Source organism: Acidilobus saccharovorans 345-15 (genome assembly GCF_000144915.1).
Taxonomy (GTDB): domain Archaea; phylum Thermoproteota; class Thermoprotei_A; order Sulfolobales; family Acidilobaceae; genus Acidilobus; species Acidilobus saccharovorans.
The window spans coordinates 518,875-540,616 of the sequence record NC_014374.1 but is presented as its reverse complement, the minus strand read 5'-3'; the positions used below and the strand labels follow the sequence as shown (position 1 = coordinate 540,616).

Below are 21,742 nucleotides of genomic sequence, written 5' to 3'. Positions count from 1 at the left end.
GCGTCAGGCGAGGTTCCCTCTCTTCACAGCCTCAACGGCTCAGCACTCGGCAAATTCCTCATTCACTTGAGCTGTGGAGGTCCAGACAAATAAGGCTGCCGCTAGTCGACGGGTATCTCGTCGCCGTTCTGGGGCACCAGGACCTCAACGTCGCCCAGCTCGTCCTTTATCTTTGACGCCAGCCTCATCTGGCCCTGGGGCTCCCCGTGGACCAGGATGACCTTCCTGACCCCGGCCAGGGACTTCAACGTCTGTAAGACTCCCTTCCAGTCTGTGTGGCTCGAGAAGTCGAATATCTGCAGCCTCGCCTTCACGGGCAGCTTCCTCTCGCCGTCAAAGAATACTCCCTCCTCAAGGGCCTGCCTGCCAGGGGTGCCCGGCGCCTGGTAGCTCACTAGGAACACTGCGTCCTTCTCGTTCTGAACCATCCTTGTGTAGTAGTACAGGCTCGGGCCGCCCTTCAGCATGCCCGCGCTTGATATTATGACTCCGGGTTTCTTTAGTGCCTTCTTCCTGTCCCCCCAGCCCTTCACCACCTTCTGGTCCTCAAGGGCCTTGGCGAGGAGCCTGGGGTCCTTGATGAAGCTGCTGTGCGCCAGGTAAAGGTCGGTGACGGACCTTATCATGCCGTCTATCCAGACGGGCCAGCCGAAGCCCTTCTCCTCGAGGAGGCACATTATCTCCTGCCCCCTGGCTACGCTGAACGCGGGGACAAGCACGGTGCCGCCCCTCTTGACCACGTCCTCCACTGACTCGTAGAACTCCTTCTCGGTGTTTTCCCTCTCGGGGTGCGTCACGGTGGAGTAGGTGGACTCTATTATCACGGCGTCGGCCTTCACCCCGGTCAGCTTGTGGGGGTTCATGAGCTTCGTCTCTATGGTGTTCATGTCGCTGGTGTACAGCACCTTCCTGCCGTTCACGTCAACCAGCACTGAGGCGGAGCCCGGTATGTGGCCGCTCGACATGAGGGTCAGGGTGAAGTCGTCGAGTTCAAAGGACCTCTCGTAGTCCACGCTCTCGGCCACGCCAAGCATGTCATCAACTGTGCTGTTGTCGAATATCAGGTTGGGCCCGTTGAGCTTTATCATGTCGTAGAGCAGCAGCCTCGTCACATCAAGGGTGAGCGGGGTTGCCAGGAGCCTCGGCTTGACAGATATGAACAGCGCCGGGGCTGCCCCCACGTGGTCCAAGTGGCTGTGGGTCAGCACCAGGGCCTCAACGTCCTTGGGCCTCACGTGAAGCGGGTATATGGGCTGCTCGTTCTCATCAAAGTTGACGCCGTAGTCCAGGAGGACCATGCGGCCCCTGTGCTCTACACCTATGGCTGCCCTCCCGACCTCCCTTCCGCTGCCCAGGATCCTTACCTTGGGCGTTTCGTCACTGCTACCCATCTTTCATCTGACCTGTTCCAATACAGCTTCCGCTGCCCTTGTGTAACAGAAGGCTATATTAAGCGATACTTACCATGAAGTTGTAGGAGAGGCCGTTGATGGGGGTCAACCCAAGGGAGCTCAAGAGGATGCTCAAGAGGATGGGCATCGAGGCCGAGGAGCTGGAGGCCACCAGGGTCACCATAGAGGCCAAGGACAAGCAGTTGGTCGTCGAGGAGCCTCAGGTAATAATAGTTAGAGGGAGGAACCAGCCCACTATGATATATGTCGTGGGGGAGCCGAAGGAGGTCAAGCCCCAGCAGCCGGCGCAGCCCCAGGTGAGCGAGGAGGACGTGAAGCTCGTGGCGGAGCAGGCCGGGGTCGACCTTGAGACCGCCAGGAACGCGCTCATAGCTGCCAACGGCGACATAGCTGAGGCCATACTCAAGCTCAAGGGATCGTGAAGCCCCTGCCGCCCGTGCGGCTCCTAAGCCTCTGGACGAGCTCGTCGACGCTGTTGAGAGTGCTGAGGACGAGGGGTATCCTGTCCAGCCTCGCCAGCTCTATTGACAGGTAGTCCACGTGCTCCCTGGGGCCATGGATCACTATTATGCTGGGCTTCACCAGGGACACCCTGACCGCTACCATGGGGCTCCTGCCCGCCGTGACCTTAGTGAACACTATGACCCTCTCGGGCACGGAGCCCAGCATGGTGTAGAACTGCATGCTGGTGAGCTCAGTTATGGCCTTAATGCTGTCTATCACTGTGTAGCCGTATGCCACTATGCCCTTGGGGTAGTCGGGGTAGAGCAGTATGCCGTCAACGGTTATTATTATGTCCTCAAGTGTCATGGGCTCGCTGAACTCCTGCATGTCTATTATGCCAGTGGTGGGTATGCCGAGCGCCTTGACCAGGTTCTCGGACCTCTTCGTGCCCTTCTCGGCGTCAACCTTGAGGAGGGCAGTGACGAACCTCCTTATGAACCCCGCCCCCGGGCTCCTCCTGCCCTTCTCGTAGTCACTGAGCACGCTGGAGGAGACCCCCATATACTTAGCGACCTCCTGCTGGCTCAGCTTGAAGTACTCCCTCCACTTCCTCAGGGCGGCGCCGGGGGAGTCGCTGAGCACTATGTCGCCAGCTATCCTGACGGCTACTGCCTTGTAGGCGAACTCCTCAAGCTCCTCCAAGGGGGTCCCCGCAGGGGGTACTATGGGCTATCTATTAAGCGGATTTAGATCAACAAATTAACTAGTACTCGTTTGAAAATATAATTACTGGTTTTAAAACATAGCTATCAGTTCATAATTATATTGAAACATTACAGCTGAGGTGAAAGTCTTTTTAATTACCCTACCTAACCCTTGCCTTAGGGCACAGGGGATGCTTCACGTACCGATAGACGTCTTCTTCGCCCTTGTGGTAATAGTAAGTATAATATCGGGCTTCCTTGGCGCCCTGGTAGGCCTTGGCGGCGGGACCTTCCTGGTCCCCCTTTACACGCTGTTCCTTGGAATTCCAATAGCCTACGCCACAGGCGCAAGCCTTATATCAACGATAGCCACCTCCAGCGGCTCGGCCAGCGCTTACGTTAAGGACAGGATAACTAACGTGAGAATAGGCATGGGGCTGGAGATAGCTACCACCACTGGCTCCATAGTGGGCTCCCTGACCGCGGCCTTCGTCTACGCCCACCACCTAGAGTACATAATTTATATAGTGTTCGGCGTAGTCCTCCTGAGCCAGATATACTTCCAGATGGAGAGGTCCAGGTTTGAGCTCCCAAAGCCCATAAAGCCTGACTGGACGACGAGGGTCTTCCAGCTGCACGGCGAGTACTACGACGAGGCCCTGAAGCAGGAGGTTAAGTACTACGGAGTCCGCTGGTGGCTGGGGGAGACGATAATGTTCTTCGCAGGCTTCATATCAGGCCTCCTCGGGATAGGCAGCGGGGCCCTCAAGGTGCTCGGCATGGACTGGGCCATGAACCTGCCCATGAAGGTCAGCACCACGACCAGCAACTTCATGATTGGCGTCACGGCGGCCACGGGGAGCGCCATATACTGGGCCTTCGGCCTTATACAGCCCATACTCGCTGGCTTCACGGCCCTCGGCGTCCTGCTGGGCTCAATGACTGCCTCCAAGATATTGCCCAAGATAACCAACAGGTCCATAAGGTACATATTCACTGCAATACTGGCGTTCCTAGGAGTTGAGATGGTACTGAGGGGTGTCGGCATAATACACTGAGGGGTGAGGACGATGCCCAGGAACATAAGCTTCGAGGACATAATAGGGTGGACCCTCAGGGTGGGGGTCCTAATATCGGCAGTCTTCATAATATTCGGCATAGGCCTGATATACGTCCACAGGGGGGCAGGCATCTACACGTTCAAGGACTTGGTCGCCGCCAACTCCCCGGTTAACACGTCGATACTGCCGGTCAGCTACATAAACTCCAGGACAGTCATGGGCCTCAACGGCCTGGCCTACGTGCTCATAGGCCTCATAATCCTCATGGCGACGCCCGTGGTAAGGGTTGCCATAGGCATAGCGCAGTTCGCACACGAGAGGAACTGGCTCTACACGTTCATCACCGCTGTGGTGTTCATAAACCTGATGCTAGCAATATTTGTCATACCTGCCCTGGTAGTAAAGTAGCCCTTTTACGACTGCTGCAGCAGCTTCCTGAACTCCTCCCTCACCTGCTCTATCATCCTCCTGGTGTCCTCAAAGGCTGCTGGGTCGTCAAGGGTTGAGGTGTCGCCCAGCGGCTCCTGGTTAAGCGCTGCCCTCAGCAGCCTCCTCATTATCTTCCCGCTCTTGGTCTTTGGCAGCTTCCTCACGAATACAACCCTGTCAACTATGTAGCCGGCGTTCCTGGCGTAGGCCTTTATGTCCTCGGCCAGCTGGTCGCTGGGCTGGTAGCCGGGCCTGAGCACAACGAAGGCCAGCAGCGCCGAGCCCTTGCCTCCGGGCAGCGGCATGCTGGCCGCGGCCACCTCGGCAACCGCGGGGTGAGTGCCTATGGTGCTCTCGACCTCCATGGTGCCTATCCTCTGGCCCGTGGTGGCTATGACGTCGTCCGCCCTGCCAAGCACGTAGAGGTAGCCGTCCTCATCCATGTAGCCGTAGTCGCCCGTGTAGAAGTAGCCCGGGAACCTTGACCAGTAGGTCTTAATGTACCTCTCATAGTTGGGGTCGTTCCACATCTTGCCCAGGGCCGGCGTGTAGGGGCTCAGCACTATGTAGCCCTTGTTGCCGGGCGGGAGCTGCTTGCCCTCGTCGTCAACTATGAGGACCCTGGTGGGCGAGAAGGCTATCCCGGCGGAGCCTGGCCTGAATGGGATCTCGGCTATGCCGTAGGGCGTCGCGGCTATGGGGCTCAGGTGCTCCGTCATCCAGTACGCGTCGCCTATGTACGTGTTGGGCAGGTTCTCCCTGAACCACTGCCAGGCGCCCACGTTGAGCGGCTCCCCGGTGTTGAGTATTATCCTCAGTGTGGACGTGTCGCCTCCCGTCACCGACTCCGAGCCCAGGCCCTTCAGAGTGTAGAGCGTGGTCGTTGAGGACCACACGTGGGTGACCCCAAACCTCTCAACCACCTTGGCGAAGAGGTCTGGCCTCTGGCCCACGAAGCCCTCGAAGAGCACGGCAGTCACGCCCATGACAGGGGCCGTGTAGAGGTTTGCCATGGGCCACACCGGCCACCCCAGCTCAGATATGGTCCACCAGACGTCGCTGGGCCCCAGGTTGAACAGCGCCTTGAACGTCCAGTTAAGCGCCACCGCGTAGCCTCCCTGCGTCTGGGTTATCCCCTTGGGCCTGCCGGTGGTGCCGCTCGTGTAGTATATGGTCCCCACGTCGCTCGCGTCCACGGGCTCCGGCGGCACGTAGACCTTCCCCCTGGGAGCTATGTCCTCATAGACCACGTCACGGCTGCCGTTGACGTTGAAGTCGCTGAAGCCCCTGCTGACCACCAGGACCTTCTCGACGGGAGTCTTGAAGTTGTTGAGCACCCTGTCGGCTATGTCCTTTATCCTTATCTCCTGGCCGGCCCTGAAGCCCTTGGACGCGACCACCAGGACCTTTGACCCGGCGTCCTGGAGCCTGAAGGCCATTACGTCGTCACTGAGCCCAACGTAGTGTATCGCCAGTATCGCCCCAAGCCTGTGGACGGCCAGGCCAAAGTAGACGGCCTCAGGTATGCTCGGCATTATCATCGAGACCACGTCACCGCGCTTGACGCCAAGCTGCCTCAGGACGTAGGCGGCCCTGTTGACCTGGTAGTACAGCTCCCTGAACGTTATTGCCCTGTAGTCCAGGGACTCGTTGGTCCAGTAGAAGGCCACCTTGTCGGCCTTGTCCCTGAGGTGCCTGTCCACGGCGTTATATGAGACGTTCATGAGGCCTCCTGCGAACCACCTCTCGGTCGGCGGGCTCCCCTCGAGGACCTTCGCCGGCCTCTGGAACCAGTCTATCAGGTCCACCTGCTGCGCCCAGAAGGCGGCCGGGTCCTTTGAGGCCAGGGAGGAGAGGGCCTGGAGCTTCCTTACAGAGTATATCTCCTCCGTAACCTTGGACAAGGCAATAATCACCTCTTATTCCACACTTTTCCTACTTCTTTACAAAAATGTATACAGGAACTTATAACCTAACTGCAATCGCCTATATATGCGGCAAGGCCCCGCTGCTGGCCTAGAGGGACCTTATGTAGTTATAGTCCTCGTCGCTCAGGCTCCAGCCCACGGCGCCCAGGAGCTCGTCTATGTGCTCCTTCCTCGAGGCCTTGGGTATGGGCAGGGAGCTCCTCATGAGGTAGTTGAGGGCCACCTGCACGGGCGTCTTCCCATACTTGGCCCCGACCCTCGCAAGCCTTGAGTCAGAGCTCACGGAGCCCCTGCCGAGCGGCGAGTAGGCAACTATGGTGACCCCCGCCTGCCTCGCGAACGGTATGAGGTCCCTCTCGGCCCACCTGTTGTAAACGCTGTACTCAACCTCGTCAACTACCACCTCGTGCCTCCTGGCTAAGCTCATGGCCTCCTCCAGCAGCTGCCTGTCGAAGTTGCTCACCCCCATGCACCTTATGACTCCCCTGTCCACCAGGTCCTCAAGGGCCCTGATGGACTCCTGCAGCGGCACGTCCCTGCTGGGCCAGTGCAGCAGGTAGACGTCTATTGACTTCACCCCCAGCCTCCTCCTGCTGGCCTCTGCCGACCTCACCAGGTCGTCGTAGTGGAAGTGATTGGGCCAGACCTTGCTTATAATTATCACGTCATCCGCGACGTCCGCGAGGGCCCTCCCCACCAGCTCCTCTGTGTGGCCGCCCCCGTACATCTCGGCCGTGTCGAAGACCCTTATGCCGCGCTCGTAGGCGTACCTTATGGCGTTAACGTAAACGTCATCCCTGCTGTGGTCAGGGCTCCAGAACCCGCCGCCCATGCCCCAGGTGCCCAGGCCGAGGGGCGAGGCCTCCTTGTCGCATAGCCTCAAGCTTGACCCTATTTAGCGGCCGCAGCATAAGGAAATAAGCCTGAACCAGTATAGCATTCAGGGCTGTGAGGACCCAGCTATCCCTGAAACGTGATGATAATGGCCTTTGCTGAGCCCTGAAAGCCCTCGGCAAGTTAACCTAACGCGGGCTTCGGAGCCCTCAACTAGGTAACGGCTGTGGACAGGTCTGAGCCACGGCCCGTTCAACAGCGTTGAAAGCGTAGCCTTGATGTTCAGGCCTAAGCAACTGCTAGAAGCTCATCCAGAGCCTTCGCAGCCCCTTGTTATCATGCCGCTGCGAGTTACCCTGCCCATTAAACATCGCTAATCGGGCTAGCGCAGCCTCACGGGACCTGTAAGCTTCCTTACGTCCGAGAGCAGCTCTACGACTTTCCTAGCTTTCTCTTCATCCTTGACCGCTGACCTCACGGCGTCCTCGAGCGAGGCCCCCCTGCTTATGGCCTCCGAGATGGCCGCCGCGACGTCGTAGCCCACGAGCGGCGAGAGGAACGTCACAAGGGCCTGGCTTGAGGCTGCGAGCTGGAGCATCCTCTCCCTGTGCGGTATGACCTGTGACACCGTCCTTGCAAGCTTCCTGGCCATCTCAGCAAGCAGCTCAACCTCCTTAAGCACGTTGTACGCCACCACTGGGATGCCCATGTTAAGCTCGAGCTCCCCCAGCGAGGCGCCCCAGGCTATAGCCTGGTCGTAGCCAAGCACCTGGGCGGCCCCCTGGTTAACGGCCTCAAGGGTCACGGGGTTCTTCTTGCCCGGCATCATGCTGCTCCCAGGCACGTCAACTGGAACCTCAACCTCGTTCAGGCCAGTGTTGGGGCCGGAGTTCAGGAGCCTCAGGTCGTTGGAGATCCTCAGCATGTCAAGGGCCAGGGACCTGAGGGCCCCGCTGAGCGCTACTACGTCAGAGAGCGACCTCATGAGCGCCGACTTAGACGGCGAGGGCCTGAGGCTCACCCCGCTCAGGGAGCTCAGCTCCTTCAATGCAACCTCTGCGAACCTGGGGTCCGTGTTAGCCCCAGTGCCCACCGCGGTCCCGCCGAGGGGCACCTCATACAGCAGGCCAAGCACTGATGTCACGGCTGAGAGGTCCCTCTCAACCATGTGCGCATAGGCTTCCATCTGTTGCCCGAGAGTTATGGGGAGGGCGTCCCTCAGGTGCGTCCTCCCTGGCCTCACTGCGTCGCTGAACCTGGAGCCGGCCTCCCTCAGCGCTGAGACGAGCTCCCTGACGGCCGGCAGTAAGTCCTCATTGATGGCAGCTACTGCGGCCAGGCGGAGGGCCGTTGGCATGACGTCATTGCTGGACTGGGACATGTTGACGTCGTCGTTTGGGTGAACCCTGCAGCCGCAGAGCCCCGAGGCCAGGTCAGCCACCACGTCATTTATGTTCATGTTTATGCCAGTCCCCGAGCCAGTCTGAAACACGTCAACAGTTACCTTGTCGTCGTGGGCCCCCTTGGCCACCTCGAGGGCTGAGGACTCTATGGCTGAGGCCTTCACGGCGTCCAGCAGGCCCAGCTCCCTGTTGGCCCTGGCGGCGGCCGCCTTAATCATGGCGACTGCCCATATGAGCCTCCTGGGGGGCCTGGTGCCGGTCTCAAGGTAGTAGGGCCTCGCCCTCTCCGCGTACGAGCTCACGCCTACCCCAGGCTTTTCCTGCTACTGAAGGCTATTACGGCTGAGGCCTTACCGCGCCAAGTCCTGGGTAGCAGTTAATAGGGCTTAAGGCGACCCGGTATCACTAGGACTCCAGGCAAGGTGGGGCCTTTGGACGTAATTGAGACCGAGGACCTGCGAAAGGTCTACCCCAACGGGGTTGAGGCGCTCAAGGGCGTCAGCGTTAGGCTTAGCGCCAGGGTGCCGTGTATAATAGGTCGAAACGGGGCCGGCAAGACAACGCTCGTCAGGATACTCTCAACCCAGCTCAGGCCCACAAGCGGAAGGGCCCGAGTCCTGGGCCTGGACGTGGTCGCTGACAGGGAGGCGCTGAGGAGGAGAATATGCAGCATACCGCAGGAGGCAAGACCCATGGGCGTGGCCTCGCCCTACGAGCACGTGGTGATGTACCTCGTGGCCAGGGGCTGGTCAATGTCGGAGGCCAAGCAGGCGGCCCGAAGGGTGCTCAAGGACGTAGGCCTTGGTAACTTCATGGACATAGCCACGGACGAGCTGAGCGGCGGCATGAAGAGGAAGGTGTTCCTGGCCATGGCCCTGGCCGCCCAGGCGGAGCTCACGTTCCTGGACGAGCCCACTGCCGGCCTTGACCCCCTCTCTAGGCTTGAGACCTGGGGGGCCATGAGGCAGCTCAAGTCCTACATACTCCTCACCACCCACGACATGGAGGAGGCCCAGACGCTGTGCGAGTACCTGGTCCTCCTGGACTCGGGCAGGGTGATAGCCCAGGGAACCCTTGAGGAGCTCATGAGGCCTCTCCAGGGCAAGGTCAGGGTAGAGGGCTACGGCGACATAAGCATAGGTGGCATGAGGATATCATACATGACGCCGGAGGAGGCCAGGGGGCTCATAAGTGACGGCCTCAAGGTCACGATAAGGCCGGTTAACCTTGACGACGTCTTCATAATAAACGGCATCAGGCCCCTGAGCGAGGATGAGGGGAATGGCGAGGCTTAAGTTAAGTCCAAGGTTTGTGCTGACGTTCGCCTGGTTCTACGGCTGGTCGTCAGTTAAGCGGGGGCCGGGCTGGGTGCTCTCATACATGGCCTGGCCCCTGGCCCTGCTCTTCATGATATACATGCTCAGCAGGGGGAGGCTCATTGACTACGCCATACTCGGCGGCGTCATCTCAACAGTCACCAGCAACGCCCTGAGCGCCCTGGGCGACACAGCGTTCATGAAGCTCGAGATAAAGCTTCAGGACCTCCTGGTTGCCGCGGACGTGAGCCCAATAGAGTACCTGGTCGGCATAGGCCTCGGCAACCTCCTCTACTCCTTCCCAGGCCTTGCGGTGTTCCTGGCCCTGCTAATAGTGTTCAGGGTCCTGACGACCCCCCTTGAGTGGGCCGTGCTGGTCGTAGCCCTCCTGTTCCTGGCCGTCGGGGGCGCCGGGCTCGCCTTCCTGGGCGGGAGCAGGCTGAGGCACGTGAGGAACTCGTGGGGCCTGGCCTCCTTCCTCTCCATATTCCTCACCATGATACCGCCGATATACTACCCGTACACGGCGCTGCCCAGGCCAGCCCTCTACGCCCTCATGCTGTCCCCCGCGACGCCCGCGGCCGTCTTTCTACAGCAGCTCATGGCTGGCGACCCGCCCTCCTTCGCCCTGCTAGGCATATTTATAGTGGAGAACATCGCATACGCCATGTTAGGGCTGTGGCTGGGAAGGTGGGAGGATTGACCAAGTGGAGGGTCAGGTGCACCGAGTGCGGCCTCGAGAGGGACCTTGAGACAGGCATGGACCTGAGCACGCTGAAGGGCAACAGGATATACATGTACTGCCCCAGGTGCAGGAGGAACACGTTTCACGAGATACTCGGGAGGAGCGAGGACTAGTCACTCGGGCGGCTGGAAGCTCCTGCCGGGGCCTGAGGCCAGGAGCTGGGAGACCTCCTCAACTAAGGCCTCGGCCTGCACTACCTCCTGCTGGCCCTGGAGCCACCTCCTCCTTATGTTTACCGTGTTGCTCTCCACCTCCTTGTCGCCCACGACCGCTATTATTGGAACCCATGCCTTGCCTGCGGCCCTGACCCTGGCCCCAAGGCCCTTGGTGGGCGGGTCAAGGTAGGCCCTGGCGCCCACGTCGATGAGGTCCTGAAGGAGCCTCCTGGCGTACTCCACGTGCTGGTCCTTAACGGGTATCACAGCCACCTGGAGGGGTGACAGCCAGAATGGCAGGTACGGCGTCTTGCCGGAGTCGGCCAGCTTGAGGCCGAAGTCTATAAGTGACGACATTATCAGCCTCAGCGGGCCGAAGCACGTCACCTGCCTGTCCCTAACAGCGCCGTGAAGGCCCAGGGCGGCCAGCCCCCCTCCCCTCGTCCTGTAAGCGAGGAGCCTGAGGGAGTACTGGATGTCGTAAGGTATCGAGAAGCCCTTGGAGGTCCCCACGTCAATCCACGTCGTGTCCTTTGATATTCCCTCCTCAAGCTCTTCAAGCATCTTAACCATGGCCTCGTCGCCCACGTCGGTGGGCGCAACTATCATGTCAGCCCCCGGCAGCGGCGACCTGACCCTCACGCCCGACTCGGCGTACCTGCCAGCGTCAAGGCACGACTTGACCACCGCCGCGACGCCGCCTATTCCGTAGACCTGCTCTGGCCCGCCGCCCCTCGTCTCAACGTTTGCGAGCCTCAGCCTCTCTGCAAGCCATGATGAGAGGGCCCCCGTGGCCACCTCGCCAAGCGACGTCAGCCCGCCGCTGGTCAGGCCCAGCTTTGACTGTGAGCCCAGGGACTCGTTGTCCCATGGGCTGCCCACCTCGACCTCCTTAGGCAGGAGGCCCCTCTCTATGGCCTCCCTTATCCCAAGCTGGGAGCCGTCGCCCGGCAGGTACCAGGGCCCCTTGGGCGCGGTTATGGTCCTTGAGAGCTCGCAGGCCGGGTGGCCCGGGCACGTTATTGTGAACCCCTTGTACCACCCGAAGGGGGCTCTGGCCGTCTGGAAGCCCATTGACTTGAGCTCGTCCTCAACCTTCCTAAGTATTTCAGCCGCCACGTCCGGAGGGGCCAGGCTTGGCGACAGGTGGGCGAAGGGGTAGACCACGGCGCACTTGACGCCGGACCTCCTGGCGTGCTCCGCTATCTCCATGGCGGCCTGCCCTGCCAGGTCCGGCGTGTCGCCCTCCTCAACGCTTATGAAGCCCACCACGCAGTCCTTGCCCTCAAACTTTGAGGGCGGGTCGGGCGGGTTGTCTATGGCCTCCTCAACGGCCCAGAACTTGACCTCCGAGACGTGTATCATAAGTAGCCTCAAGGCCAGCCCCAGCTCCCAGGAGGCTTAGGCCTTAAAAGCGTCAGCTGAAGACGTTCCTGTTGAACATCTTCAGGAACCTGACGTAGTTGTCACACTTCGCCTCGGGGCCGCCGCACGAGACCTCGTAGGTTATCTGGCCGTCGAAGTGCAGCAGGGCCCCGGCCACCCTGTACCAGTCCACTGTCCCAGTCATGGGCAGGGCGTGCTCGTCCGCGTAGCCGTCGTTATCATGCGCGTGCACCTCCGCTATCAGGCCGGCCTGGGACGCCTTGCTTATCTCGTCGGGCGGGCTCTTCGTGTTGACGTTAAGGTGACCGACGTCTATGCACAGCTTGAGGCCGTCGACGGAGCTCGCCATCTTAATCAGCTCGTCAACGCTGGAGCCGACCAAGTCGCCCTCCAGCCTGTTCTCAACGGCCAGCGTGAGGCCCAGCTCCCTGGCCTCCTTGACGAGCCTGCCCAACACGCTTACGTTAGCCGCTATGGCCGACTCGGAGCGCTTGAGGGGGAGCGTGTGAATGACCGCTATGGTGGCCCCCATGTCCCTGGCGGCCCTCATCCAGCGTATCATGCGGGTAACTGCCCCCTCCTTGCCCTGGGCAAGCATGTCAAGGGTTGGCTTGTCATAGGGCAGGTGCACGCTTGAGACCAGGAGGCCCTGACGTTTAAGGGCGGCCTGCGTCTCCTCAAGCAGCGCGTCCTCCTGGCCCTTCCTGTTGATGAAGTTATCGTAGCTAAGCTCGTAGTAGTCGACGCCCATGTTGTGCAGTTTCACTACCGCCTCCGCTGGAGGCAGCGTCCTGTAAAGCATAGTAGCGTAGGCGACCCTCATGTGCGCCACCGCTCAGTGGTAGCCAACTCTAAGTTTTTAAGCACTGGAAGGCGCTGCCCTCTGGGAGCAGTTCTAATAAAAGAGATTGGTTACTGCACAAAAGTATACATGCTTCTAGACAAAATTTTCTTCTAATTAAGAGATAAAAACGTATAAATGCTGCTTTTAATTAACTTAAGTTAGAATAAAGGTGACAGCAGTGAGCTACGCGGACCTCAGCTCCGCAGTTAAGGTAGTTGACGGGGTTTACTGGGTTGGCGTCAACGACACCAGGAAGGTAAGGTTCGAGAACATGTGGCCCATACCTGAGGGGATCTCCTACAACGCCTACGTCATAGGGACGGGCGGCGGCTACGTGCTCGTTGACGGCGTTGAGGAGGAGTACACCGACCTCTACCTGGCCAAGCTGAGCAAGGTAGTTGACGACATGGACAAGGTCAAGTACATAGTGGTGAACCACCTTGAGCCGGACCACCAGGGGTCCCTGGAGGAGACGCTGAGGAGGGCGAGGAACGCCAAGGTGCTGATATCTGCAGTGGGCGCCAGGATGATAAGGGACTTCTACGACGTGCCTGAGGACAGGGTGGTTCCAGTTAAGGACGGCGACAGGCTTGAGGTAGACGGAAAGATCCTGAGGTTCATCTACACGCCCTGGCTCCACTGGCCTGAGACCATGGTGACCCTTGATGAGACTGACTCCGTGCTCTTCACGTGCGACGTCTTTGGCTCCTACGTGGCCCTGAGGGGAGGGCTCTTCGACGACCAGCTTGAGATGGAGCACTACATAGAGGAGGCCAAGAGGTACTACGTCAACATAGTGGGGAGGTACACCAAGAACACCATTGACGCCCTCAACAAGCTCTCCGCGGTCCTTGACAAGGTGAAGGTTATAGCGCCTGCCCACGGGCCGCTGTACAGGGGCGACCCAAGGCTCCCCGTGAAGCTCTACTACGACTGGGCCCTTCCAAGGCTTGAGCCAGAGGTGTCAATACTTTACATAAGCATGTACGGCCACACGGTGGACGCCGTCAAGAGGCTCAGCGACATAGTTAAGTCCCACGGGCTCAGGGTGAGGCTCATAGACGCCGCCGAGGAGCACATGTCATACGCGCTGAGCTACAGCAACAACTCGGCCGCCGTGCTCACGGTGTTTCCAACGTATGACGCCTCGATACCGATGCCCCTAAACAACATACTCTACACATACCAGGTCAAGATGTTCGGCAGGGGCAGGGCCGCCGGGGTGGTCACAAGCTACGGCTGGGGGCCCGTGGCGAAGCTCGCGGCTGACACGCTGACTAAGGCTGGCTTCAGGGTCGTGGAGCCCCTGGTCACGTTGAGGACAAGGCCGAGGAAGGAGGAGCTCGAGGCCCTGGACAAGCTTGGCGAGAGAATCGCCGAGGAGGCCCTCAAGGCGCTCGAGGGAGGCCATTAAGCCCGGCTAACGCCATCAGGGAGGCCCACCTGACCAGGTCCTTCCTCACCACAATTCCCTTTGTCATGAGCCCTATTATGCCCTCCCTTGAGCCTATGTCCCTTATGCCGTACCTGGCCTCAACCGCCCTGTCAAGCTCGGAGCTCATGGATTCCCTGGCCAGGTCCTCAGGCACCTCAAAGGCGGGGGAGGCGCCGCAGGCCACCTTGCCGCCCTTCATTACGCAGGCAATAGTTGTGACATACCACGCGCTGTCAACCTTGAACATGCCAGACTCGACGCCTACCCCAACGTGGGCCCTGGCGGCCTCAAGGGCCCTTGACGCCCTAAGTATGGCCAGCCTCCTCGTCTGCTCAAGGCCCACAGGCTGGGGAGGCAGGCCGCTGACGCTGACAGGAATTACAGTGGCGCACCCGTAGAAGGCCTCAAAGGCCTCCCTGACGCCGTCGACCTTGACGGGGTTCTGGCTCCCCAGGGCAACGTCCAGGCAGGGCCCCTCAGCCAAATGCCTTCACCTCATCGGTACCCTTAGTGCCGGAGGTAATACATCACTGAGGCCCTCCCCCTGCATGCAGGAGCTGGGCCTGGCGGAGTTAAAGGTTATAAGCACCTTGCCTTTCCTCCTTAACAGGTGCCGCGGTCGCCTAGCTGGCCAGGGCGCCGGCCTGCTAAGCCGGTGGGGGAAACCCCGCGCGGGTTCAAATCCCGCCCGCGGCGCCACTCACTTCTGTGACGGCCATCATTGCTGTGTCCCCTTGCCTGATCCATAGCTTTGTTGATATCCTTCTGGCATCGCCCTTGGCTCGGGGTCGACGCCCAGGAGCCTTGAGTAAGCTCTCCTCAGCTCCTCCCTGTCAAACATAGTCACATAGTCAAATATTGAGCCCGAGCTCTCCCTCAGCCTCATGACATCCACCAGCTTCCTGTACCTGCCGCCCGCAAGGCCGTTGGCTATGACCGCCGCGCCCTCCGCAGCCTCCTTAGCCACCCTGCCGCTCGCCTTGAGCTTGACAACCCTGAGCCCCGTCCAAAGGCCCTGGAGGCCCCCGTTTATTGCCCTGCCCAGGTCATCAACGAATCCCTCGATCCTCGAGAACCTGCCGCTGACGTAGACGGCCTGTGGCCTCGTCGACACCAGGAGCGACATGACGTCCTTGGCGGCTGACTCTATAAGCGCCCTGTAGCCGTCGCCCCCAGAGGAAACGAAGTCCTCCACTGGCCTCGTGAAGGGGTTCCCCTGGCCCAGGTAGGCCGCTCCCCCCGCGAAGAGCATCTCCTTCGTGATCCTGGACACGTTAGAGATGGCATAGGCCACCTCGCCGTCAACGCAGCCGGAGCCCAGGTAGCCCGGGAAGCCCGCCGTGCCGGCGACGCCGTCTACCAGCTGGCCTGAGCTGACCGCCATGGCCGAGGTGTACGCAAAGCCCACCTCAACTACTATTAGGTTAACGTCGTTATAGCTTAAGTTGAAGGCCTCGGCGTGCCTGGCTATGGCCAGCGCTGCGCTGTAGACCTTGTCAGAAGTCCCCATGTCAACCCTGTTCAGCTTCCTGTAGGCAGGCACCGTGGGCAGCTGGACCACGCCCGGGGTGAAGTAGGTGATATCCCTGAGCTCCGGTTCCTCCTTTATCATCTTCAGGAGCCTCCTCAGGCCAAGTATCCTGTGACCCTTGGCGGCGTCCTCGGCCGATATGAAGGTGGCAAGCGCTATCTCCTCGTCACTGGCCTCCCTGGCCAGCTTTAGCGGTATCCCGTAGCCGCTTGAGGCGACCACGGCGTCAACGCCCTTCTCCCTCACTATCTCCTTAAGCCTCCTGAGCACGGCCCCCGGGTCCCTGACCATGTAGTCCCTGGGTATTGACTCGTCAGCTATGACCTCGTTAGTTTCATCGTCGAAGCCAAAGATGTCGTAGCTCTTCGTGCCCGAGTCCGTCCCCAGCGCCCTAACCGTAGTCCACCACCTCGATACCCCTGTTCCTGCCCCTGGTTATGAGCACCTCACCCCCTCCGTTAGCTTTAAGGAGTTCCTCGATCTCTGAGGCGGCCCTCTCGGCCTCCCGCTCGTCGTCAGTTAGGCCGTAGAACGTGGGTCCCCAGGATGACTGAGCGACGCCATAGGCGTGCTTCAGCATGATCTCAATGCCCTTCTCAACGAGGGGGCAGCAGTACGTGCCCCCCTGGTAACTTGACCAGGCGAGCCCCAGCAACCTGTTGAACTCCGTCAGCGACTCCCCGAACTCCTTGATGTCGCCCTCGACGAAGCCCGGGAGCATCTTCATTAGGACCAGCCTCGAGAGCCTGGAGGCCAGGCCGCAGTCCTCCCTGACCTCCGAGAGCGCCTTGTCCTCTGAGCTGGCCCTGAACCTCTGTATCCGCGGGAGGGGACCGTAGGGGAGGGCCACTATGAAGAGCCAGTGGGCGGGTATGTCGCCCCTGAAGATCAGGGGAGGCACCTCCCTCTCAGCCATGTCCTTCCTGAAGCCCCCCTCAACTATGAAGCCCCCCACCTTGGCCGCGTAGAGGCCTAGGGCGGTCACGAGCCCCCTCCTGACCGCAAGCGCCACGTCCTCTAGCCTCAGGCCGAGGCCGTAGAGCCTTGACACCCCCTCCGCCACAGCGAAGTAAAGGCCCGTGACGTAGCCCAGGCCTGAGTAAGGGGGGTAGCTCCTCTCTACCGTCACCCTGGCCCCCCTCAGGTTAAACCTCTCCCTAAGCGTCCTGAGGGCCTGGAGCGCGTGCTGGTCGTTTGACTCGAGGATGTCGGACTCCTCGACCCTAACGACGATTCCTGGTCCCTCCAGGGTAAAGCCCACGGTGCCGTAGAGCCTGCCCATGTCGCCGCACAGGTCAAGGTTGCCGGCGTGCAGGTGGCTCGGTGCGAACACCCTCACGTACCTCAAGGGGATCCCCTGCAGTGCTGGCCATCAAGGTAAAAGTGAGTTGCGAGCCCGCTGCGAGGGGGCAGGGTAGTCGCTAGACGCGCCCGCTGGCAGTGAAGCGATAAGGCGAAAGGCGGTAAACTGCAGTTCCATGACCCGCCTGCCGTTAAGCTCGGCGGTCGGACGAGGGTCAAGTCCCTCGCTTGATCGCGAGTTAACATAAAAAACGACTGAAGTGAAAGCGCAGGGACAAACGGGCAGGATAATTAGGGGCGCGGCTAGGCGGTGGTGTTAGTCGTGGTGTTCGGCGGCGCGTAGTAGGCGTAGGCGACGGCCACAGGGCTCACTATGTAGCCTCCGGCCGCCTGCGTCACGTGCGGGCCCATTGATATGACCAGGTACGCCCTCCTGCCGGCGGTCACGTTGAGGCCCCCGTTAACTATCGGTATCTTGAGCGCGTTGCTCGGGAGCTTCGCTGAGACGTTTACGGAGCCGAGCTGCACAGTGACGGAGCTCACGTAGAGCCTAACCTCGTTGTAGACGCCTGGCGGCAGGTTGGCCTGGGCCACCGCCTGGGGCACGCTGGAGAGCAGCACGGTTATGGTCCTGTTAGTTATTGTAAGCCACTTGCCCGTGCTGGCCGAGTGCACCATGATTGACGTCACCGTGAGGTATATTCCTGTAGTAGTAACGTTACCTCCCCTGCCGGGGTCGCTTATGTAGACGTAGACAGAGCCCTGAGACCTTGAAACGGCCAGGTACGCGCCTCCCGCAGCCACGGCTATAATCACTATCACTATGGCCGCTATTGCCGAGGCCCTCACTCGAGTCACCCCAGCCCCTGTGTAAGGCCAAAGCTGAAAAGGGCTGGGCCGGGAGAGGGCGCGGGAGGCCTAGGGAAGGGCCGGCACGCCCTCACTCCCGCCCTGAGGTCTCTTTAGCGTTGACTACCCTCACCCTTGGCGCCTTCGACGCCAGCTGCTGCCACTCCTTGAAGTTATAGATGCACCCTGGGTCAGGGGCCAGGGGGTCGCCGTAGTAGCCGTAGGCCCTGGCCCTGCAGCCGCCGCATATGTTCCTGTAGGGGCAGACCCTGCAGTACCCCTTCAGCTTGTCCCTGTCCCTGAGGTCGTTGAAGAGCGGGGTCTTGGTCCAGATGTCCCAGAAGCTCTGCTTCCTGAGGTTCCCTACCACCACCGGGAGGAAGACGCAGGGGGAGACGTCCCCGTTGGGCTGTATGGCCGCATATATCCTTCCGGCGCCGCAGCCGCCGACGAACTCAGCGACGGCCCTAACTATCGGGTCACCGCTGACGGCGAAGTGCGTTGGGGCCACCTCCTGGCCTCCGCTGACCTGCAGTGCGACGCGGCCGTACTGGGGCGCCGTGCTCACTATCTGAAGCCCTGGCCTCCTCTTCATCTCCTGGTATATGCTCCTGAGGAACTTCTCCCTCTCCACGGGGTCGAGGTCCAGCCAGACGTTCTCGAGGCCCCTTCCGGTGGGCACAAAGTTGAAGAATATCACCCTCTTCACCCCTATGTCCTCGGCCAGGTCCAGGAGCTCCTTCACTTCATCTATGTTCATCTTAGTTATGGTCACAGCCATGCCGTGGTCCATGCCAAGCTTCACCGCGTTCTCAAGGGCCTTCACCGCCCTCTCCCAGGAGCCGGGCACGCCCCTGAACTTGTCGTGCTTCTCCGGGCTGGCGCTGTCTATCGAGACCTCGACATACTTCAGTCCCTCCTCCTTGGCCTTCTCAAGCTCGTTTATGTTAGCGAAGACCCAGCCGTTGGTGGCCACCGCCGCGTGTATGCCCCTCGACGCTATGGCCTTAAGCACCGCGTGGAAGTGCGGGTGTATCGTGGGCTCCCCTCCGCTGAGGGCTATCGAGGCCACGCCGGCCCTGTCGAGCTCGTCAACCACCCTGAGCTTCTCCTCAAGCGTCAGCTCGTCAGGTGTCGGGGCCCCCGCCCTCTGGTAGCAGTGTATGCACCTGAGGTTGCACATGTTTGTGAAGTTCCACACTATTAGGAATGGCGCGGGCATCTTCTGGGGCACGGTGACTCCGTAGAGGCCCAGCCCCTTCATTACGAGGGCGACGCCCCTCCTTATGGCGGGGTCGCTTATAGACTTCCTCGCGTCCTCGACGTCGCCGTGAAGCATCCTGATGCCAAACTCTATGGTCTTGTCTATTATTGGTATGAGGAACCTGGCGTAGAGGGGGCACTCTACTATCTGCTCCCCAACGAACCTGCTGAGGGCGTGGTAGATAAGGGGCGCCTCCTTCACCGTGCCGTCGCCGTACTTGACCCTCACGGTCCTTGACGCCAGCCTAAGCGACGCCCTGGTCACAGGGTTGTTGAACACCAGCCTGACGCCGGCCAGCAGGTGACCTATGTTGCCCCTCCTGCCGTCATCAGGGTCCGGCCCTGCTGGGGAGAAGCCCTCACTCACCTTCACCACCCCACCTCAGGGGCTCAAATATGCGGCCGACCGCGTCACCGAAGGCCGAGAGGGTCTCCCTCGCGAGCACTGACATGAGATCGCCCAGGCGGCCGGCCCTGAGCTCCTGCGATATGAAGCCCAGCCTCAGGTAGAACTTCCTGTAAGCGTAGATAAGCGCCCTGCCCAACTGCTCGGCAGTGAAGTGGAAGCCCCTCATGACAGGCCTCACGGTAGTGTAGTGCTCCCAGTTGGTGTCCACTATCAGGTTGTGCTTCACCGCGAAGTCCCAGAGCGGGGTGCCCGGATACGGGGTCAACGCCGTGAACTGGGCGTAGTCCGGGCTCAGCTCCACGGCGAGCTGGGCGGTCCTCTTCATGTCGTCAACGGTCTCCCAGGGGAAGCCAAGTATGAAGGAGCCCGTTGCGAACCCCTTGAGCTCCCTCTTCCACTCAAAGACCCTCCTGGCCTGCTCTATGGTTATCTTCTTGCCTATCCTGTTCAGGGTCTCCTGGCTGGCCGACTCAACGCCGAAGTACAGCGCGTTGCAACCGTTATCATAGAGCAGCTTCATTATGTCCTTGTTCACGTGGTCCACCCTGCTGCCGCACGAGAACTTTACGTCGAGCCCCCTTGACTTCAGCTCAGCGATGAACTCCCTCACGAACCTCCAGTTGGCGGTGAACTCGTCATCAGTGAAGACTATCTCCCTGGCCCTGTACCTGTTCACCAGGTACTCTATCTCGTCAACCACGTTCTTGGCGGACCTGTACCTGTACCTCCTCCCCCAGTAGTAGCTTGTTATACAGTACATGCACCCGTACGGACACCCCCTGCTGGCCATGACGTGGGCTATCCTGATGGGCTTGTTGAAGAGCGTGTATTTATCCATGTCCAGCAGGTCCCTGTCGGGCCAGGGAAGCTTGTCAAGGTCCTCTATGAACGGCCTGTCGGGAGTCACTACGGTCTTGCTTCCCTCCCTGAAGGCTATGCCCTTCACCGACCTCAGGGCCTCGTAGTCCTTCCCCTTGGACTCAAGGGTGCTCGTGAGCTCAAGCATCGTGAACTCACCCTCCCCCCTCACGACAAAGTCAAACCCGGCGTCGAGCGCCTCGTCATACATGTAGGTTGGGTGCGTCCCCCCTGCAACTAAGATTACATCTGGCATCTCCTGCCTAAGCGCCTTGGCAGCCATGTAACCCTTGGGGGCAAGGGGGGTCTGCATCGAGATCCCAACTATGTCTGGGCTAAAGGCCTTGACCTCGGCCATCCACGACTTCAAGTTGAGCTTCCTCGTGGGGCTGTCAACTATCTTCACCTTGTGGCCGGCCTGCTCAAGGACTGAGGCTATGTATGCAAGGCCGAGGGGAGGGGCCCTCATCCCCGTGACCTTGTAGATCTCCAGGTTATGGATGTCCGGGGGGAGGGCCAAGAGCACCTTCACTGTTTATCTCCCTATTATTGATATATAGATCTAATAGCTATACGCTAAGCTGTAGATGACCTAGGGCTTGCCCCTATGATAGGCTGTAGATCAGGGTCGCTTGACGCTAGCATATGGCAAGGACCCTCGCCATGGCCCCCTCGGCCCCGCGAACCTTAAGCGGCGCTATCACCAGCAGCGGGTCCCTGCAGCCCGCAAGCTCGCCCAGGTTGCATGCGCCCTCCACTATAATCACTCCCGAGGACAGCAGCCTGACGTGAACGTAGGCTGCGTCCTCCTCGCTCACTAGCGGGGGCCATGGGTATCCCTTAGCCCCAGCCCAGCCGGAGACGCTCATAGCCTCTGTCACGACCGCCCCAACCCCCACGCCTGCGAGGTAGTCAGCCGCGTCCCTGCTAAGGTAGGGCCAGGCGTGGAGGTAGTCCTCAGACCCCCTCAGTCCTGAGAAGCCAGTGTAGAGCGCGGCAGCCCTCCCCGCGTGCACCTTGCCCTCGAGGTCCCTTGACGTTATGGCCTCCTTAGGCCTCTTGTAGCTGAGGTCAACAAAGTCAACGGGCAGCACGAGCCTCTCAGGCGGTATCCTGTCCACGCTGAGGCCGCCAGGTATGAAGTGCAGCGGGGCGTCCACGTGGGTTCCGGAGTGGGAGCCCGCCTCAAGGCGCGACAGGGTGACCTCGCCCTCCCTGGAGCCCATGAGAACGAACTCGTGCCTGAAGGGCGGGTCCCCCGGATATGTCGGCATTCCGTTGTAGACCTCACACGTGAGGTCTATCACCCTCCCGGAGAAGCCGCGACTCAACGCGCTCACCAGGGCTATGTCACGGCAGGACTATAAAGACGCTGAGTAGACCCGCGTTGTGCCTGAGACCCGTTTTTACCCTGGGCGCACAGGCTCCCTGGGG

Annotated in this window: 21 protein-coding genes and 1 tRNA gene; 8 read left to right on the top strand and 14 right to left on the bottom strand. The window is 60.4% G+C overall.

The annotated features are described in order from the left end of the window. Positions 1 to 101 precede the first annotated feature (101 nt). Entirely contained in the window at positions 102 to 1,391 is a 1,290-nt protein-coding gene (locus tag ASAC_RS02785) for an MBL fold metallo-hydrolase (protein ID WP_013266463.1), read from the bottom strand. 98 nt (positions 1,392 to 1,489) lie between these two features. Here ASAC_RS02785 and ASAC_RS02780 point away from each other — a divergent pair, with 98 nt between their 5' ends. After that, positions 1,490 to 1,834, top strand: a complete 345-nt coding sequence (locus ASAC_RS02780; RefSeq protein WP_013266462.1) for a nascent polypeptide-associated complex protein — start codon at positions 1,490 to 1,492, stop codon at positions 1,832 to 1,834. On the opposite strand, the gene ASAC_RS02775 is transcribed toward ASAC_RS02780, so the two are convergent. Then, a complete protein-coding gene (locus ASAC_RS02775; protein ID WP_013266461.1) occupies positions 1,821 to 2,558 on the bottom strand; it encodes a helix-turn-helix domain-containing protein in 738 nt (245 codons plus the stop codon). The two genes, ASAC_RS02780 and ASAC_RS02775, sit on opposite strands and share 14 nt — an antisense overlap. A gap of 193 nt (positions 2,559 to 2,751) precedes the next feature. Between ASAC_RS02775 and ASAC_RS02770 the strand changes: the two genes are divergently transcribed. Further along, entirely contained in the window at positions 2,752 to 3,618 is an 867-nt protein-coding gene (locus ASAC_RS02770) for a sulfite exporter TauE/SafE family protein (protein WP_013266460.1), read from the top strand. 12 nt (positions 3,619 to 3,630) lie between these two features. Beyond that, positions 3,631 to 4,029, top strand: coding sequence for a DUF1634 domain-containing protein (locus tag ASAC_RS02765; protein ID WP_013266459.1), 399 nt, complete (start codon positions 3,631 to 3,633; stop codon positions 4,027 to 4,029). Positions 4,030 to 4,034: 5 nt separating this feature from the next. Here ASAC_RS02765 and ASAC_RS02760 read toward each other — a convergent pair whose 3' ends face one another. From ASAC_RS02760 to ASAC_RS02750, 3 genes are all read right to left on the bottom strand, one after another. Next, positions 4,035 to 5,954 carry an AMP-binding protein gene (locus tag ASAC_RS02760; protein WP_013266458.1) on the bottom strand — a complete coding sequence of 640 codons (1,920 nt, stop codon included), beginning with the start codon at positions 5,952 to 5,954 and terminating at the stop codon, positions 4,035 to 4,037. A gap of 112 nt (positions 5,955 to 6,066) precedes the next feature. Continuing rightward, the gene (locus ASAC_RS02755) at positions 6,067 to 6,861 is read right to left on the bottom strand and encodes an aldo/keto reductase (protein ID WP_013266457.1); all 795 of its coding nucleotides are present in this window, start codon (positions 6,859 to 6,861) and stop codon (positions 6,067 to 6,069) included. Between the two features lie 333 nt (positions 6,862 to 7,194). After that, complete coding sequence (locus ASAC_RS02750) at positions 7,195 to 8,517, bottom strand: lyase family protein (RefSeq protein ID WP_013266456.1); 1,323 nt, start codon at positions 8,515 to 8,517, stop codon at positions 7,195 to 7,197. A 129-nt stretch (positions 8,518 to 8,646) separates the two neighbouring features. Here ASAC_RS02750 and ASAC_RS02745 point away from each other — a divergent pair, with 129 nt between their 5' ends. The 3 genes from ASAC_RS02745 to ASAC_RS07880 are packed head-to-tail and all read left to right on the top strand — an operon-like array spanning position 8,647 to position 10,389. Beyond that, the gene (locus tag ASAC_RS02745) at positions 8,647 to 9,510 is read left to right on the top strand and encodes an ABC transporter ATP-binding protein (RefSeq protein WP_013266455.1); all 864 of its coding nucleotides are present in this window, start codon (positions 8,647 to 8,649) and stop codon (positions 9,508 to 9,510) included. Next, a complete protein-coding gene (locus ASAC_RS02740; protein WP_013266454.1) occupies positions 9,497 to 10,234 on the top strand; it encodes an ABC transporter permease in 738 nt (245 codons plus the stop codon). Before ASAC_RS02745 ends, ASAC_RS02740 begins: the two co-directional genes overlap by 14 nt. Beyond that, on the top strand, positions 10,231 to 10,389 hold the full coding sequence (locus ASAC_RS07880) for a hypothetical protein (protein WP_013266453.1): 159 nt from the start codon (positions 10,231 to 10,233) through the stop codon (positions 10,387 to 10,389). The genes ASAC_RS02740 and ASAC_RS07880 overlap by 4 nt, the downstream gene beginning before the upstream one ends. Here ASAC_RS07880 and ASAC_RS02735 read toward each other — a convergent pair whose 3' ends face one another. Further along, complete coding sequence (locus ASAC_RS02735; RefSeq protein WP_148217116.1) at positions 10,390 to 11,808, bottom strand: threonyl-tRNA synthetase editing domain-containing protein; 1,419 nt, start codon at positions 11,806 to 11,808, stop codon at positions 10,390 to 10,392. 40 nt (positions 11,809 to 11,848) lie between these two features. Continuing rightward, entirely contained in the window at positions 11,849 to 12,640 is a 792-nt protein-coding gene (locus tag ASAC_RS02730) for a sugar phosphate isomerase/epimerase family protein (RefSeq protein WP_013266451.1), read from the bottom strand. Between the two features lie 199 nt (positions 12,641 to 12,839). Between ASAC_RS02730 and ASAC_RS02725 the strand changes: the two genes are divergently transcribed. Then, positions 12,840 to 14,075 carry an FprA family A-type flavoprotein gene (locus tag ASAC_RS02725; RefSeq protein WP_013266450.1) on the top strand — a complete coding sequence of 412 codons (1,236 nt, stop codon included), beginning with the start codon at positions 12,840 to 12,842 and terminating at the stop codon, positions 14,073 to 14,075. Here the strand turns inward: ASAC_RS02725 and ASAC_RS02720 are convergent. Continuing rightward, a complete protein-coding gene (locus tag ASAC_RS02720; RefSeq protein WP_013266449.1) occupies positions 14,050 to 14,580 on the bottom strand; it encodes an inosine/xanthosine triphosphatase in 531 nt (176 codons plus the stop codon). The two genes, ASAC_RS02725 and ASAC_RS02720, sit on opposite strands and share 26 nt — an antisense overlap. A 128-nt stretch (positions 14,581 to 14,708) precedes the next feature. On the opposite strand from ASAC_RS02720, the gene ASAC_RS02715 reads away from it, so the two are divergent. Further along, positions 14,709 to 14,795, top strand: a tRNA-Ser gene (locus ASAC_RS02715). Positions 14,796 to 14,814: 19 nt separating this feature from the next. Here ASAC_RS02715 and ASAC_RS02710 read toward each other — a convergent pair. The 6 genes from ASAC_RS02710 to ASAC_RS02685 all read right to left on the bottom strand — a co-directional run bounded on the left by ASAC_RS02710 (position 14,815) and on the right by ASAC_RS02685 (position 21,639). Continuing rightward, entirely contained in the window at positions 14,815 to 16,014 is a 1,200-nt protein-coding gene (locus tag ASAC_RS02710; protein WP_083774008.1) for a DUF1464 family protein, read from the bottom strand. 4 nt (positions 16,015 to 16,018) lie between these two features. Next, positions 16,019 to 16,966: a beta-ribofuranosylaminobenzene 5'-phosphate synthase family protein gene (locus ASAC_RS02705; protein ID WP_048812961.1), complete on the bottom strand. Its 948-nt coding sequence runs from the start codon at positions 16,964 to 16,966 to the stop codon at positions 16,019 to 16,021. 266 nt (positions 16,967 to 17,232) lie between these two features. Continuing rightward, complete coding sequence (locus ASAC_RS02700; protein WP_083774007.1) at positions 17,233 to 17,787, bottom strand: DUF4382 domain-containing protein; 555 nt, start codon at positions 17,785 to 17,787, stop codon at positions 17,233 to 17,235. Positions 17,788 to 17,869: 82 nt separating this feature from the next. Further along, on the bottom strand, positions 17,870 to 19,414 hold the full coding sequence (locus ASAC_RS02695) for a radical SAM/SPASM domain-containing protein (protein WP_013266445.1): 1,545 nt from the start codon (positions 19,412 to 19,414) through the stop codon (positions 17,870 to 17,872). Further along, complete coding sequence (locus ASAC_RS02690; RefSeq protein ID WP_013266444.1) at positions 19,401 to 20,840, bottom strand: B12-binding domain-containing radical SAM protein; 1,440 nt, start codon at positions 20,838 to 20,840, stop codon at positions 19,401 to 19,403. Before ASAC_RS02690 ends, ASAC_RS02695 begins: the two co-directional genes overlap by 14 nt. A gap of 106 nt (positions 20,841 to 20,946) precedes the next feature. Next, entirely contained in the window at positions 20,947 to 21,639 is a 693-nt protein-coding gene (locus ASAC_RS02685; protein WP_202965462.1) for a cyclase family protein, read from the bottom strand. Between the last annotated feature and the right edge of the window lie 103 nt (positions 21,640 to 21,742).

What these genes read in the sequence shown, in the direction of transcription:
- ASAC_RS02785 (WP_013266463.1), bottom strand. Translation starts at nt 1,391, where the DNA reads ATGGGTAGCAGTGACGAAACGCCCAAGGTAAGGATCCTGGGCAGCGGA.
- ASAC_RS02780 (WP_013266462.1), top strand. Translation starts at nt 1,490, where the DNA reads ATGGGGGTCAACCCAAGGGAGCTCAAGAGGATGCTCAAGAGGATGGGC.
- ASAC_RS02770 (WP_013266460.1), top strand. Translation starts at nt 2,752, where the DNA reads ATGCTTCACGTACCGATAGACGTCTTCTTCGCCCTTGTGGTAATAGTA.
- ASAC_RS02765 (WP_013266459.1), top strand. Translation starts at nt 3,631, where the DNA reads ATGCCCAGGAACATAAGCTTCGAGGACATAATAGGGTGGACCCTCAGG.
- ASAC_RS02740 (WP_013266454.1), top strand. Translation starts at nt 9,497, where the DNA reads ATGGCGAGGCTTAAGTTAAGTCCAAGGTTTGTGCTGACGTTCGCCTGG.
- ASAC_RS02730 (WP_013266451.1), bottom strand. Translation starts at nt 12,640, where the DNA reads ATGAGGGTCGCCTACGCTACTATGCTTTACAGGACGCTGCCTCCAGCG.